The organism is Acidiferrobacter sp. (assembly GCF_054609335.1).
In genome coordinates, this window is sequence record NZ_JBTRWP010000061.1 from 1 (window position 1) to 14,110 (window position 14,110).

14 protein-coding genes, 1 tRNA gene and 2 pseudogenes are annotated in these 14,110 nt (G+C 56.8%); 11 read left to right on the forward strand and 6 right to left on the reverse strand.

Annotation, left to right across the window (positions count from 1 at the left end; all coding sequences use genetic code 11):
• Positions 1-268, reverse strand: a 268-nt coding sequence (locus ACYCTF_RS12520; protein ID WP_461284981.1) for a hypothetical protein, incomplete at its 3' end; no start/stop codon positions are given.
• Positions 269-428: 160 nt separating this feature from the next.
• A pseudogene (locus ACYCTF_RS12525) lies at positions 429-962 on the reverse strand (restriction endonuclease); the annotation flags it as partial.
• Positions 963-1,377: 415 nt separating this feature from the next.
• On the opposite strand from ACYCTF_RS12525, the gene ACYCTF_RS12530 reads away from it, so the two are divergent.
• The 3 genes from ACYCTF_RS12530 to ACYCTF_RS12540 all read left to right on the forward strand — a co-directional run bounded on the left by ACYCTF_RS12530 (position 1,378) and on the right by ACYCTF_RS12540 (position 3,136).
• Positions 1,378-1,551 carry a hypothetical protein gene (locus tag ACYCTF_RS12530; RefSeq protein WP_461284184.1) on the forward strand — a complete coding sequence of 58 codons (174 nt, stop codon included), beginning with the start codon at positions 1,378-1,380 and terminating at the stop codon, positions 1,549-1,551.
• Between the two features lie 129 nt (positions 1,552-1,680).
• Entirely contained in the window at positions 1,681-1,902 is a 222-nt protein-coding gene (locus tag ACYCTF_RS12535) for an IS4/Tn5 family transposase DNA-binding protein (protein ID WP_461284185.1), read from the forward strand.
• A gap of 814 nt (positions 1,903-2,716) precedes the next feature.
• Positions 2,717-3,136, forward strand: coding sequence for a hypothetical protein (locus tag ACYCTF_RS12540; protein ID WP_461284186.1), 420 nt, complete (start codon positions 2,717-2,719; stop codon positions 3,134-3,136).
• A gap of 271 nt (positions 3,137-3,407) precedes the next feature.
• On the opposite strand, the gene ACYCTF_RS12545 is transcribed toward ACYCTF_RS12540, so the two are convergent.
• On the reverse strand, positions 3,408-4,400 hold the full coding sequence (locus tag ACYCTF_RS12545; RefSeq protein ID WP_461284187.1) for an alpha-E domain-containing protein: 993 nt from the start codon (positions 4,398-4,400) through the stop codon (positions 3,408-3,410).
• Between the two features lie 166 nt (positions 4,401-4,566).
• Entirely contained in the window at positions 4,567-6,000 is a 1,434-nt protein-coding gene (locus ACYCTF_RS12550; protein WP_461284188.1) for a circularly permuted type 2 ATP-grasp protein, read from the reverse strand.
• Between the two features lie 372 nt (positions 6,001-6,372).
• On the opposite strand from ACYCTF_RS12550, the gene ACYCTF_RS12555 reads away from it, so the two are divergent.
• From ACYCTF_RS12555 to ACYCTF_RS12570, 4 genes are all read left to right on the forward strand, one after another.
• Complete coding sequence (locus ACYCTF_RS12555) at positions 6,373-7,203, forward strand: peptidase (protein WP_461284189.1); 831 nt, start codon at positions 6,373-6,375, stop codon at positions 7,201-7,203.
• Position 7,204: 1 nt separating this feature from the next.
• Positions 7,205-8,101, forward strand: a complete 897-nt coding sequence (locus ACYCTF_RS12560) for a transglutaminase family protein (protein WP_461284190.1) — start codon at positions 7,205-7,207, stop codon at positions 8,099-8,101.
• A gap of 839 nt (positions 8,102-8,940) precedes the next feature.
• Positions 8,941-9,231, forward strand: a complete 291-nt coding sequence (locus ACYCTF_RS12565) for a nucleotidyltransferase family protein (RefSeq protein WP_461284191.1) — start codon at positions 8,941-8,943, stop codon at positions 9,229-9,231.
• Positions 9,224-9,574, forward strand: coding sequence for a HepT-like ribonuclease domain-containing protein (locus tag ACYCTF_RS12570; RefSeq protein ID WP_461284192.1), 351 nt, complete (start codon positions 9,224-9,226; stop codon positions 9,572-9,574). Before ACYCTF_RS12565 ends, ACYCTF_RS12570 begins: the two co-directional genes overlap by 8 nt.
• 211 nt (positions 9,575-9,785) lie before the next feature.
• On the opposite strand, the gene ACYCTF_RS12575 is transcribed toward ACYCTF_RS12570, so the two are convergent.
• Positions 9,786-9,857 (reverse strand) — tRNA-Arg (locus ACYCTF_RS12575).
• Between the two features lie 526 nt (positions 9,858-10,383).
• Here ACYCTF_RS12575 and ACYCTF_RS12580 point away from each other — a divergent pair.
• The 3 genes from ACYCTF_RS12580 to ACYCTF_RS12590 all read left to right on the forward strand — a co-directional run bounded on the left by ACYCTF_RS12580 (position 10,384) and on the right by ACYCTF_RS12590 (position 12,598).
• Positions 10,384-10,476, forward strand: a complete 93-nt coding sequence (locus ACYCTF_RS12580; RefSeq protein ID WP_461284197.1) for a hypothetical protein — start codon at positions 10,384-10,386, stop codon at positions 10,474-10,476.
• On the forward strand, positions 10,466-10,723 hold the full coding sequence (locus ACYCTF_RS12585) for a BrnA antitoxin family protein (protein ID WP_461284193.1): 258 nt from the start codon (positions 10,466-10,468) through the stop codon (positions 10,721-10,723). Before ACYCTF_RS12580 ends, ACYCTF_RS12585 begins: the two co-directional genes overlap by 11 nt.
• Before the next feature lie 699 nt (positions 10,724-11,422).
• Positions 11,423-12,598: an ATP-binding protein gene (locus ACYCTF_RS12590; RefSeq protein WP_461284194.1), complete on the forward strand. Its 1,176-nt coding sequence runs from the start codon at positions 11,423-11,425 to the stop codon at positions 12,596-12,598.
• A gap of 117 nt (positions 12,599-12,715) precedes the next feature.
• Here ACYCTF_RS12590 and ACYCTF_RS12595 read toward each other — a convergent pair whose 3' ends face one another.
• A complete protein-coding gene (locus ACYCTF_RS12595) occupies positions 12,716-13,150 on the reverse strand; it encodes an ERCC4 domain-containing protein (protein WP_461284195.1) in 435 nt (144 codons plus the stop codon).
• A gap of 253 nt (positions 13,151-13,403) precedes the next feature.
• Here ACYCTF_RS12595 and ACYCTF_RS12600 point away from each other — a divergent pair.
• Positions 13,404-14,110: pseudogene (locus ACYCTF_RS12600) on the forward strand (IS256 family transposase); the annotation flags it as partial.

Sequence of the window (14,110 nt, forward strand, 5' to 3'; positions counted from 1 at the left end):
GGGTTGGCAAGGACCAGATCCGCGGGTCGTCAAACGGCAGGATTTGCTGGTCGCGATCGCGTTCAGTGGGCGAAGCGCCCACGTGGGCGCGGCGCAGACGCGTGCCGTCATGATTTTGGAAGCGGGCTGAGAATATCCCCAGGAACTCGTGCAGGACGATGAGCGCTTCGGCGGTGCTGGGCGAGTCTGCCTGGCTCTGTACGATCGTCGTGAATGCGGCAGGCTTGGCCTGCAGGCCCTCGCCAGCCTCCGTCCGGAGCGGACCCATACCCGATTTTTTGAGGAAGTGGATGCCTTGCCCCTTCTTTGAAGCGTCCTGCAGCATTGGCTTCTCGGATGTATCGCGCACGATGGCGCTGAGCTCTGCCTAGATACTGATGAGATCTGTATGGCTTAAGAGCCGGACCCCCGTGATGGCTTAAGAGCCGGACCCCCGTGCTCTTCGCGAGGGATCTTGCAGCCGGCGTGTAGTCATTAGTGCTCACGACAGCGGCATGGGTCGCCCGGTAATAACTGATGGAAGCACGGCCCTCTTGTACTGCCTTGACACGGACCGACTTAATCCACTGCTTGCATTGAAGGATCAATACCCGGCCTTCCTTTGTGGCAATAACGTCGGCACCAAAATCTCCCGATTTCCGCGTAAGCTGGGTTTGCCAGCCGTTATTGTGAAGTAGTGCGGCGCAGAATTGCTCGTACTGTTCGGGAGTCAATTGCAAAGGGTTGGCCGTACCTGCCGCGAGAAAGGTGGCGTGCAACGTGTCGCGTCTTTGTTTCCGCACAAACCAAAAAAGGGCAGTGGCGGTGACAACAAAGGCTGCCCCGATAAGCATCAGGCGAGCGATGGCGTCGCCAATATTGGCGCCATGGTCCGCTGCATCGAGCAGAAACAGCCCGGCTATGACCATGGGGAGGCCGGCAAGGTCCTTTTTACTTCTGCGGCGAAGCCGGTTGCGGGACATCGCGCATGCAACCCATTTTTTTTCTTCCCAGGCCGCTGCCAAAATTCCGGCACCGCATCCAGAAGTTTAGTGCGCTCTCACCATTGCGCTTGTGGCCACGAGCAATGTTCTGGCCAACCCGCCTTTGCAGACTGGGGCTCAGGGGCGCTCTTCCTAAGCTCTGCGACCCCCGAGTGAGGGCGCGCGAACTCCACCGCTAGCCGTAGGTTCAAGCAACAGAAACGGGGGGATGTTCAGGAAGTTCGTGCCCTTTAGGGGTTCGGGCCTCTGGCCTTACGGGATCAGACTCATAGATTTGATGGCGTTTTGTTTGCTCATGCTCGCGCAGTCTTCGCGGCTACTACCGTCTGAGTCACTCGCTCCTCCAGGTCAGCATGGCCCAACAGGTCAATGAAGGCGGTAGACCAAGACAGAAATGGCGTACCCGTATCTCAATGGCCTGCAGTTTCGGTATCGCATGGAGGCGATTGCGGAGGCCTTCCCGTCCATGCAGGAAGACCCGGATAAAGAACACAACCTCATCATAAAGTGGTGGGCTGAAAGGGGAGGGCAGGTCGAGCGCGTGATGCGCGCGGCAGTCGGTATATAGTATGTGCTCCATAGCCCTTACAATTACCAATAACGATTATGGTATTTTTATATAGTTAGTGTAATATCCTCTATTGTATTCTGGGGTGTGAAATAGGAGTCTTCCGTGTACAACTTTCAGTGGGTCTGTATGCGGAAAAAACCTGTTCTTGGAGGTTCGTCGGTCGCCATAAAAGGACACACCGAGAGCCATTGGGTCGATCAGGAGCTGTCGGGCGCGGTCTTCGCCGATGAAAGGCTAGGCAAGAGATTTCGAGCCTTGCTCGAGCAGTTGTCTCGCAGTCCTGGTGACAGCATTCCGCGGGTCTCAGGACTGGGCGAACACGAAAGCGGCCTACCGTTTTCTCGATAATGACCGAGTTAACGAGGGCGATATCCTGGCGGGGCACTTTGAAGCCACGGCGGATCGCGCAGCCTCGACCGACGGGCCGTTGCTGGTACTGCACGACACCACGGAATTCAGCTATCAACGGGACGATATCGAGGCGCCAGGCCACGCGGATCAATATTGCTGGTATTTACCGAGACGGCACACCGCGATATACCACCGCCTGCGACATCCTGATGCATGCGAGCCTCGTTGTGACACCGGACGGATTGCCGCTCAAGTGGCCCTGATCAAGTTCTGGTCCCGGAAGAAGTTCAAGGGCGCGAACGCCCTGAAGAAGAAGATCAGGTCCTGCGCGGGTGCCGATCGAGGAGGTGAAAGTATTCGCTGGCTTCAGAGCCTGGAGCAATCCACGGCGCGGATTTCCGATCCCGCACGGTGTGTCCCTATCGAAAATCGCGAGAGCGGCATCACCAAGCTGTTTTGCAAGGCGCAGGAGGCCGGAAGCCGGTTCCTGTTGCGCACCTGCGTGGATCAGCGCCCAGGCGACGGTAGCACCACGATCGCAGAGACCGGGCAGAAATGCCTTGCAAAGGACGACACCGGATCGAGGTGCGAGATCGTCGGGGGTGCGTGCCGGAGGCGATTCTCGAGCTTAAGGTACGTAAGATCAATATCTCGCCCCCCGTCGACCAAGCAACGCCGCACTTCGGCACTGACCCTCACTGTGCTGCATGCCGTCAAGCGCGGCAAACATCGAGGTCACGATCCGGTCGTAGGGAAGCTTATCACCCATCTCCCAATCCACTCCCGAACTTAAGCCCATCGAGAAACTGGAATGGTACGGCGACGCTTACAGATCGAGATCTTCGACAAGATCCTGAAGTCGGGCTGGCAGGCTGAACGATCTCGGCTTCGTACGGCCGAACGACTCGTCAATCTCCCGGCCCTTTTCTGCATCTTGAGTTGGCAGATATTTTGGCTCACGATGCTCAATCGCGCGACGGAGTCGGCCAAGCCTTCGCTGGCGCTCACGCCCCTAGAAATCGTTATCCTCGCGCGCCTTGCGGCCGATCGCCAACGCACCGCGGTGCGACGATCCCCAACAATACAATATTGCTTAAGGCAACTGGCGCGCCTTGGTGGCTATCTCGACCGAGCCTGTGATCCTCCGCCGGGTAACATCGTCATCTGGCGCGGCATGGTAGGCTTCGGACATTGCGTTGGGCTTACAGCTTGGCGCCACAATTGTGGGTAATTGAAAGGTCTATGGAGCGGCTACTTCCTTATCGGTTGAGATACGCACTGAACGTTAGCAGGGACGAAAAACCGTTTCTTGCATGCTTACCGGAAAGACGCCATTCTTTATAGAGTCAGCGTGCGCCGAAAAATCTTAGGGTCGTGATACAAAAAAGCGGACCTGCGTCAGTGCGTGCAGCGAGGCCTCTTCCCTCTTTGTCCCCCGAACTGCCATAAGAAATCGGGGGCTAACAGAGGCGTCTGGATTCACGCGACATGATCAGACCCCCTCACTGACAGGCCCCCAAGGGACGCGTCTCGCTGGCCATTGCTGCAGTCCCGCATTCTGGGAAAAAGTTCTGGGCGACGGCCCTATGAACGCTACTTAATTGGTACTGAAGATCATCCAGAAATTCATGCAATCCCTGCTGGATGATCTTCTCAACAGAAACGGCACCAAGCCCGGTAACCAAAGCCCCCAATTGGTCTTGCGCGGAGTTGGAGGAGTCGCTATGCATCGTGACGGGCAGACGTCGCAGGCACCGAAAAGCTTCGTTAAGACAGGAGCGGGCGGCACGCGGAAATTCCTCATTCAAAATCAAGAAGTCGACTACTTTGGCGGGCGAGATACCTTTATAGCGCTTCCGGTACATCTCCATGGCGCTCGCCGACTTTAAAAGTGCTGCCCATTGAACTGTGTCAACTGGACTTCCGACGCCCTGCCATCTAGGCAACAATATAAAGTATTTGACGTCTAGGATGCGTGACGTTGTATCCGCCCTCTCAATCATTTTTCCGAGCCTCAGGAAGTGCCAAGCATCCCCATGGGACATGGTGGCATCCGCAATACCGTCAAAAAGGTGGGCGGCCATCTTGATGCCCGTATAAAAGTCGTGCGAATTGACAAGCGCGTAGTCGGTGTCCGCGTAGGTCTTAAGGAAACCGTAAAGCCTGTTGGTCTGCTCCCACATCTCAGAGGAAATCACATCGCGTACGGACCGCGCATTCTCCCGAGCACCGCGTGCGCAGGCTATAATAGAGTTCGGATTCACCATTTCGAACGTCAGGAAGCGCATAACGTTATCGCGCTCGGCTACGCCGTAGCGGCTTAAAAAGAGAGACTCGCTGCCCACTGTACGAATAAGCGGCTCCCACTGATCACCGCAATCGGCAGCAGAATCCAGCGTCAAGTGGAGATTGACGTCTACCAGCCGAGCGACGCTCTCGGCCCGCTCTAAGTAACGGCCCATCCAATAGATAGATTCCGCCACACGACTTAGCACAACAAAGCCTCCTAATCCATCGCCCCATCGCAGGGATTTATGTCACTGGGATTGGGTATCGCCTCGCCGTTCCAATCCCGTAGAGGGCATGAAACCTGGAACGCGCCGGCTTTTATGCGTCAAAAGTCTGAGCTCAGAGGCGACCCATCTTTTTACCGACAATGCCTTAGCTTTGCAGAACCCACGTATCTTTACTGCCACCGCCTTGCGACGAATTGACGATCAGTGAGCCCTTTTTCAGGGCAACACGGGTAAGTCCTCCAGGAAGCACATAGATCTCGCGCCCGTGTAGGACATAGGGTCGTAAATCAACATGTCGTCCCTCAAAATGGTCCCCGGTGAGAACGGGTGCTCGCGATAACGCGATAGCGGGCTGTCCAATGTATTGACGAGGATGGGCAAGAATTGTTTCACGAAACGCTGCGCGCTCGGCCGCACTGGCAGCTGGCCCAACTAACATCCCGTAGCCACCCGAGCCATCGGTCGCCTTCACGACCATATCTGCCATGTGAGAAAGGACATAATCACGGTCCTTTTTGTGGGCGCAAAGATAGGTGGGCACATTGGGAATAAGTGCCTCTTCGCCCAAGTAATACCGAATAATCTTCGGTATATAGGCGTATATGGCTTTATCATCCGCCACACCCGTGCCAGGCGCGTTAGCAAGAGCCACATGTCCTGCCCTATAGGCCCTCATAAGGCCAGGAACCCCGAGACACGAATCCGAACGAAATAGTAATGGATCGAGGAAGTCGTCATCTATACGACGATAAATGACGTCAACCCGAAGAAGCCCGCGCGTCGTCTTCATATAAACGACATCCTCGAGTACGACGAGATCTCGCCCCTCAACGAGTTCCACCCCCATTTGCTGAGCGAGAAAGGCGTGCTCGAAATAGGCGGAATTGTGTATCCCGGGCGTCAAAACAACAGTGCGGGGCGATTCCTGTCTGGGCGTCGAAAGCGACTCTAATGTATCGAGCAGGCGGCTAGGATAATCATCCACGGCACGAACGCGAGACGCATCAAAAACGCGAGGGATCGTTCGCTTCAGAACTCGGCGATTTTGAAGAACATAAGAAACACCAGACGGACACCGCAGGTTATCTTCCAAAACATAGAATTGCCCGGCCGCGTCTCGTATAAGATCTGTCCCCGATATGTGATTCCATATACCTCTCGGTACCTGCAAGCCCTTGCACTGAGGTCGGTACGTGGGCGCTGATAGAACGAGCTCTCTCGGTACAACTCGGTCTCGCAGAATTCGCTGCTGCCCGTAGATGTCGGCAATAAAAAGATTGAGGGCGTGCGCTCTTTGCTTCAGGCCATTCTCCAGCCCCACCCACTCATGCGCCTCGATAATGCGCGGTATAATATCGAATGGCAGAATCTTTTCTGCGCCTTCAGCCGCACCGTAAACCGCAAAGGTGATTCCCATGTGATACAACGCCGCTTCGGCGGCCTGCTGATGTCTCAAAATATCAGCGGGGGACAAGCCGCTCAGGCAATCGAATAAAAGTCGCGAACCGGGGCGAAGCCCGCCGGCGGCCGCGAAGGACTCGTCGTAGAACTCTCCTACGTGGTATTCGTTCCAACTCATACAAGCGACCATCCCCATCTCCCGGTCGACGTGCGATGCCCATAATTCGCTAGCGCCGTGGCCCCAACTTTTTGGGCCCCTCGTTAGATAAGGACAGCAAAGGGTGTGCCAACCACTACATCAGGTAGATCCGACCGCAATTTGTAGCTTGCCCCGAAAGATGCGCGGCCTTGGTTCATTTGCCGCCAACTATCAGTGCCCCGTTATGAGGCACGCGCCCCTTCTTGGACGTATGCTAAGAGCCCCACTGAAAAGGCGGGGGCACGCAAAGGCTTAGGGTAACGAGATTACGTCCGTGAGAAGGCGAAAAAAGCTCATCGGTCGCGTGCAAATATCCGGCATCGCTTTTGCAAGAAAGTGTGAGCCAGACGAATGGCTGGCGTGCTGCACTATTCTGACCTGCCAGCCCGAGGGGTGTTTATGACGTATTGCTTAGCAATTCGATTAGAAGCGGGGCTCGTCTTTTGTTCAGACTCTCGCACTAACGCCGGCATCGATAACGTAAGCACCTACTCGAAGATGCATAGATTTACGGTAGGGGGACGTCGCCACTTTACTTTGCTATCCGCCGGCAATCTCGCCACTACCCAGGGGGTTGTCAAACGGCTCCGCGAAGATATTGAACAGGGAGCAGGTCCGAGCCTGCAGCAGGTCGCGACCGCACAGGAAGCCGTTGAGTACGTGGGCGCGATTAGTGTCCGTATCCAGCGCCAACAGGCCGAACATGGTCCAGATACTGCGGGCTTTGAGGCAAGCTTCATTTTTGGCGGGCAAATCGCCGGCCAAAAGCCCGCTATCTTCCTCATCTATCCTCAGGGAAATGCGATCCATGAGTCACAAGAGCACCCTTTTCTCCAGATTGGCGAGGTCAAATACGGGAAACCGATCCTCGATCGCATCGTGAACCCCAAGCTCGGCTTAGAGCAGGCCGCACGCTGCGCGCTTGTCTCCATGAATTCGACCTTGCGCAGTAACGCTACGGTAGGGCCCCCTATTGACCTGTTACTGTACCAGCATAATATCTTCGACGATGGTCGATTCCTGCATCTCGGAGACGATGATCCCTTTCTTCAATCCGTAAGCCAGCGTTGGAGTGAAGGTCTTAGTCTGGCCCTAGAAAACCTTCCGGCATTCTCTTGGGAAAGAACTGGAGAGGACCCGAGTCACTCGCGCCACATTTATCCTTTTTTGCCGCACTCCTAAGATGCCTCTAGCCAACGATCCACTCGCCCTTGTTCATGAGATTTACTATCACTACGATGCGCCCGCCCGTTTGGGCCCCCATATCATAAGGCTTCGCCCGACTTTACATCATCACATAGCTGTCCAGGACTATCACCTGACCGTAGCACCTGTCCCAGACAGCCTATATTGGCAGGAAGACCCTTTTGGCAATTCTGTGGCCCGCGCTGTCTTCGCCAAGCCCACCACGCACCTCCATATCACCGCGAAAACCATCATGGTCTGGAGAGATATCAATCCCCTCGATTTTGTATTGGAGGAGACCGCCGCCCAGTGGCCGCCCTTATACGACCCCCGCCTTCTAAAACCTCTCAGCCCCTATCTTGAGGTGTCAGCGCGTGGCGCCCACTTTAAGGCCTTTATTGCTGAGCATACGTTAGCCACACTGTCAACAGTGGGCGCCCTTTCCCGCTTAGGGCAGGCTGTCGCAAGACAGATTGCCTACACTGCTCGTCTCGACCCGGGCATCCAGAGTTGCGACGCGACCTTGGCCAGCGGCGCCGGCTCATGTCGCGATAGTGCATGGCTGCTTATCCAAGCGGTGCGTAGTCTGGGGCTTCCGGCACGGTTCGTGTCAGGCTACCTCGTGGAGATGGAAACAGGCCCAGAAGCATCAGCTCCTAACACAGGAGACCGTCTTGCCCTTCATGCTTGGGCCGATATATTTCTCCCCGGCGCCGGGTGGATCGGCCTCGACGCGACCTCAGGCCTGTTCGCGGGTCCTGGGCACCTCCCGCTCGCGTGCGCGCCCGACCCTCTTTGGACGGCGCCCGTCGAAGGGACTTGCGAGAAATCTGCCCTGAACTGGGGTTTTAGCCACACGGTTACACGCCTCGCCCCACTCTTACCTTGCTCCTGAACCACGGGCTGTCTGCAGATGCGAGGCCAACGATGCCTATGTTCCTGGTGACACGTCCGAACAAGATGGCCCGACCCGCCTCAATTGCCCATTCCGGCCATTGCTGCCACCCATTCCGCTGTCAAAGCTGCCACCCAGTCCGGCCATTGCTGCCACCCCACCGGAGCGAATGGCATCGGAAGCCAACATAACTGTGCGTATATTACGCGGGGTCATTTGTGGATATTCGGCGCCATGCGGCGCCACCCACAACTCTTCTTTTCTATTCAGTACGTTAAGTTCGTCCCATTGATGACATTTTACACCGATACAGGCCGACCTCTTTCGACATCGCGCCTGCCCTTGTAACAACCTGGGTTATTCTTGTTACGCACGAAAGTGAGTGCTGCACGACGGTTGCGGCGGGAAGTTCGTATCGGCGACAAAGCCCTGCCCGTTGTCTGTGGCGCAAAGAAGCGATCTCACGTCGAGGCGGGATTGGCCACCGCATCGGGCTTCATGTCGCGCTTCCCCGGATAATGGCGGGCCAGAGCGTTTATCAGGGTTTGGGTCCGTGGTTTGGCATAACGCGGAGATCTTGTACTTCCGCGGCCGGCCGGCGGCGTGGACCGGAATGTCGCGGGTTACGACGTGCGCGAAGCCTGGCGGAAAGGAGCGTGCAGCCCAGCTCCTCGACTGGATACCGAACCGCCCTTACTCACAATGACTTCGGCCTCTTTACGGGATTGTCCCCACGATGTCACCTGTCATAGCAGGTGTTATATTTGACTGGCTGCTCTATCCACCGATAGTCCTAGTACGCAAGGACCAGACAATAAAGTTGTATTGGAGGCTAAACGATGAATAGACAACGTGTCCTCGAGCTGCTGAGCCGCAGTAAGCCCGAGCTGCGGGCCCGTTTCGGCGTGGTTCGCCTGGCTTTGTTCGGCTCGACCGCCCGCGATGAGGCGACCGCCGACAGCGATGTCGATGTGCTGGTGGCCTTCGACGGCCCAGCGACCTCCAAGCAGTATTTCGGCGTGCAGTTCTACCTTGAGGACCTACTTGGTCGCCCTGTTGATCTGGTGGCGGAAAAGGCGCTCCGTGCGGAACTTCGCCCTTACATTGATCGGGAGCGGGTCAATGTCTGATTCTAATCGGCGCGAATGGCATTTCTATATCGATGATATGGTCGATTTCCCAGGAAAGGTGCTCTCCTATACTGAAGGATTCGACCAGGCAGGTTTTGTAGCGAGTGAAATCACCTATGATGCCGCACTGCGCAATTTGGAATTGATAGGCGAGGCCGCTACTCATATCCCGGATGCCATCCGCGCCGCCCATTCTGAAATCCCCTGGCGAATGATCATCGCCACCCGCAACCGTCTCATTCACGGTTATCTCGGCATCGATGATGATACTCTCTGGAGCATCATCCGCGACGACATGCCTGAATTGCTGCGGCAGCTCCAGGCGGTGAAGAACGAGGCGTAGCCATAAAATGGCGGGATGGGCCTCGCGGCCTCGAGGGTCCCGGCGCCCGGTGGCACCATCCGGGCGCCCGCCCTAACCTGGCCGCATTGAGGGTTTCGGACCGACGCTCAGGAGCGCTGGTCTCGCGACCGGCCGCGTGTGAGCGTTGGCCGTTGAGGCCCACGATTTGTGGTCGGTATAAGGAACAGAAAGCGTTAGAAATTCAAGGAGTTGGTGCGCCCTAGTGGATTCGAACCACTGACCTTTGGAATCGGAATGCAAAATAACCGTGTGTATATTGCGCGGGCTATTGTGTAGATAATCGGCGCCATGCGGCACCACACGTGAATTCATATTTTGATTCAGTACGTTAGGTTCGTCCGATTTGTGACATTTTACGCCGAAGCAAGCCGACCCTTTCCTTATGCTGTGCTCGACTTTGTAACAACCTGGGCCACTTCTGTTACCCGAAAAACCGAGCGTTGCACCTGCGCATAACGCGGTTGCGTCAGGCGACCGCAGAGAGCCCCCGAGTTAGGGTGGCGGGTGAGCCCCCTTTCCCGTTTCCCTTTTGTGACATGGCCTGATGCGAGGAGAACGGCGGTCAACAATGGGGCTGCTGCTATACATATATGCATAGTGTATGTATATTAACGGCATGCGCTTTCAATTCGACCCCGGCAAGGCCGCAGCAACCTCAAGAAACACGGAGTTTCATTTGCCGATGCCGAAGGGGTCTTTAGCAACCCGCTCGCTATTCACTGCTCAGATCCGGCGCCCAGGGCGAAGAGCGGTTTATTGCGGTGGGTATGGGAAGCGTCGAGGTGGTCATGGTGATGGTTTATATATTGCGCGGCGACGACATACGGTTGATATCGGCGCGCCGCGCGACACGTCATGAGGTGAAAGACTATGAGGGATGAATACGATTTTTCGAAGGGGAAACGTGGGGCGGTCCTGCCCGCGACGGGAAAGACGCGCATCACCATCTATATCGACGATGAGATCTTGGCCGCGTTTCAGACGCGTGCGGAGGAAATGGGAAGCGGGTACCAGACCCTTATGAATGAGGCGTTGAAGGCCTCGCTTGCCAAAGACGATAAGCCCTTGACGGCCGCGGCCTTGCGCCGGATCCTCCGGGAAGAGATGACGGCGAGGTCGGGGCGATAACGGCCGCCCCTGTCCGCTTGACACCCAGGAGTGTTGGCCGATGAGGCCCATGGTTGGCGGTCGGGGTCATGAACAGAAAGTTGTGGAAGTTCAGTGGGTTGGTGCGCCCTAGAGGATTCGAACCTCTGACCTTTGGAATCGGAAGGCAAAATAACTGCGTGTATATTGCGCGGCCTATTCTGTAGATATTCGGCGCCGCACCCACGTCTTCCTTGTGATTCAGTACGTTACGTTCGTTCAATTGGTGACACTTTACGCCGACGTAAGTCGATCTTTCTGGACATCGTGCGCGACCTTGTAACAACCTGGGCCATTCCCGCCACAGAAAAAGCGAGCACTGCACCACGGTTCCAGCATGTGATTTCGTTACGTGCGGCCATGGAGTTTCACCCTAAAAAATACCCCGCAGTTACATCCGCGCAGGCGGAGCGTTCGGAGGGGCAACTGTTGCGCTAAGGCAGCCGCTGTGCCCGACTCGATCACGGGAGTTGCCCCGAACCTCTTGCGCCCGGTCGACATCACCGGTAGCGCTGACGGCATTGGTGCGATCCGGCTGAAGTTTTCACGCTGGATGACAGGCCAAACGTCCTGGAGCACCCCAGGGTAACCGACGCATAACTGGACAGATGCCGGCGGAGTGGCATCTGCTCACTAAGGCTGTGCCTTGCAAATTGAAAGTCCGCATTTCATAATGTAAGGATGATAGAGCGACGAATAAAGCTGCAGGTTACGGAGGCACTGGACCGCCAAGCGGCGGTGGCATTGATCGGGCCGCGGCAGGTGGGCAAGACTACGCTGGCACAAGATATCGCGGAAGAGCGGGGGGCACTGTACCTCGACCTGGAGGACACGGACGACCAGGAGAAGCTGTCCGCCCCGGCGCTGTTTCTCAAGCAGTATGAGGACCGGCTGGTCGTGCTCGACGAAATCCACCGGGTGCCAGAGCTGTTCCAGACGTTGCGGAGCCTGATCGACCAGGGCCGCCGGAAGGGCAAGCGGACCGGACGGTTCCTAATCCTGGGGTCAGCCTCCATTGACCTGCTGCGCCAGTCTGGTGAGAGCCTGGCCGGGCGGATTGAATACGTTGATATGCAGCCACTCGATGTCACCGAAATCAGGGAAGGGGAAGACGCCTTCGATCGGCTATGGATCCGTGGCGGGTTTCCCGACAGCTATCTGGCAAAGTCCGACCAGGACAGCTTGAAACTGCGCAAAAGCTTCATCCGAACCTACCTGGAGCGGGATGTGCCGCAGTTCGGCCCTCGCATTCCGGCGGCAACGCTGGGGCGTCTGTGGACCATGTTGGCGCACGGACAGGGCACGTTGTTGAACGCCTCACGGCTCGCCGCGGGCCTGTCCCTGACCGCGCCGACGGTGACCAAATACATCGATCTGCTGGTGGACCTGCTGCTGGTGCGGCGGCTGCCGCCTTTGCACGCGAATATCGGAAAGCGCTTGGTAAAATCGCCCAAGGTCTATGTGCGGGACAGCGGTCTCGCACACGCCCTGCTCGGGATTGGCGACTACAATGAGCTGGCCGGCCATCCGGTGATCGGAGCGAGCTGGGAGGGGTTTGTGATCGGAAATCTCCTTTCGGTTGTACCCGATCGGACAAGCGCCAGCTTTTACCGGACTTCGGCTGGCGCCGAAATCGACCTGGTGCTGGACTTGCCCGGCCGGGCTGGTCGCTGGGCGATCGAGATCAAGCGCGCGCTGTCGGCCAAGCCGGGCAGGGGGTTTTACCAAGCCTGCGAAGACATCCAGCCGGACAAGCGTTTCGTGGTTTATGCCGGCACAGAGCGTTACCCCGTTTCGGAGGAGGTGCATGCAATCGGTGTCCTCGACATGGCGAAAATGCTCCTAAATATGGGTTAAGAAGGGCGCCGCACCATCTGGATTCATCTCTACCGTGAAGTTTGGCAGAGTGTAGACGATCACCAAGATCCGCGTCTATGTGCCAGAAAGACGCGGATCTTGGTGATCGTCTACAGTCTAAGGGGGACCGGACGGACCATTACGGGAAAGCTCGCCTTGCGCCAAAAGGAAGACCATCATCGCCGTATTGTCCGCGTCGGAACTGGGGATGACCGCGACATTGTACTCGAGGATCATGCGCGCAAAAGCCCTGTGGACATCAAGCGCCTTCTGATGGAAGCGGGCCACATAAGGGTCTCCCTCTATTATATATACAACCTTATGGAATGTTTGCGCAAGCGCCTCGACATGGGCCCACACCCCTTCGTCGACGACGCTCAAGATAAAATCCGTAGCTGACTTGCGCTCGACTACGACACCATTAGGCAAAATGTAGTCCCCATGTTCCAGATCCTCGATCTCTAATTTAACGCCCTCTAGGCTTTCGAGGCGGGCGATGATCTTTCCGCGTTCACGCGCGTCGACGCGAATAATAAGTTCCTGATTACTCATAGTCCTTCCCTCGCTCATGGCTTACCCAAAACGTTCTGTACTGCGGAAGCATTCCTGACGCCCTTACCCTTCCACGGAACGGATGACCTTGCCCTGGTTTCGTGGACACCTCGCATTCAGGAGATGGTAGCCTCAAACGGGTTATGTCCCTAAACTGCTGTAAATAGCTGACGAGCTTAAGGCGTTGGTGCCACCGCCTCGATCCGGGTAATTGACGTTATCGAGACGGTAATTTAACCAGGAGATCAAGGCAGTGGCAGATTATGAGATTAACGTAGGTCGGGATAGGTTGCCCGATTGCTGAATGGGCCGGAAGGGCTTGCGAAGCTTGGGGAGACGGTCTTAAACCAGGTGTTGGAGGCGCAGATGACAGAGCACCTGGGTGCGGAGCCGCATGAGCGGAGCGCCAATCGTCAGGGCTATCGCAATGGCGTGCGCCCCCGGACCCTGTACACCCGCGTGGGGCCTCATTTTCGAAGTCGACCGTAAGCGCACTCTGCGCCGGCCTCGACCCTCGGGTGCGGGCCTTCAATGAGCGCCGTCTGACGGCCTCTTACCCGTTTGTGCTGGTCGATGCTCTGGTGCTCACGGTCCGCGAAGCCGATCGGGTGGTGTCGAAGGCGGCTCTCATCGCCTCGGGCATCCGCGCCGATGGCGTGCGCGAGATCCTGGGGATCCAAATGGGTGACTCCGAGTCCTTCGCCACATGGAATGACTTCTTCACAGGGCTCAAGGGACGCGGATTGAGGGGCGTCTTGTGGGTGATCTCGGACAGCCATGCCGGTCTTGTGGAGGCCGCCCGCAAGCCGTTCCAGGGGGTCTCTTGGCAGCGTTGCCAGGTCCATCTCATGCGCAACCTCCTGTCACATACCCCGAGTCGCCATCGGGCGGAAGTGGTGGACAACCCCCGTTTGTGGGGGCCACACACGCCAAACGGATCTTTGAGGCCCATGATATCGC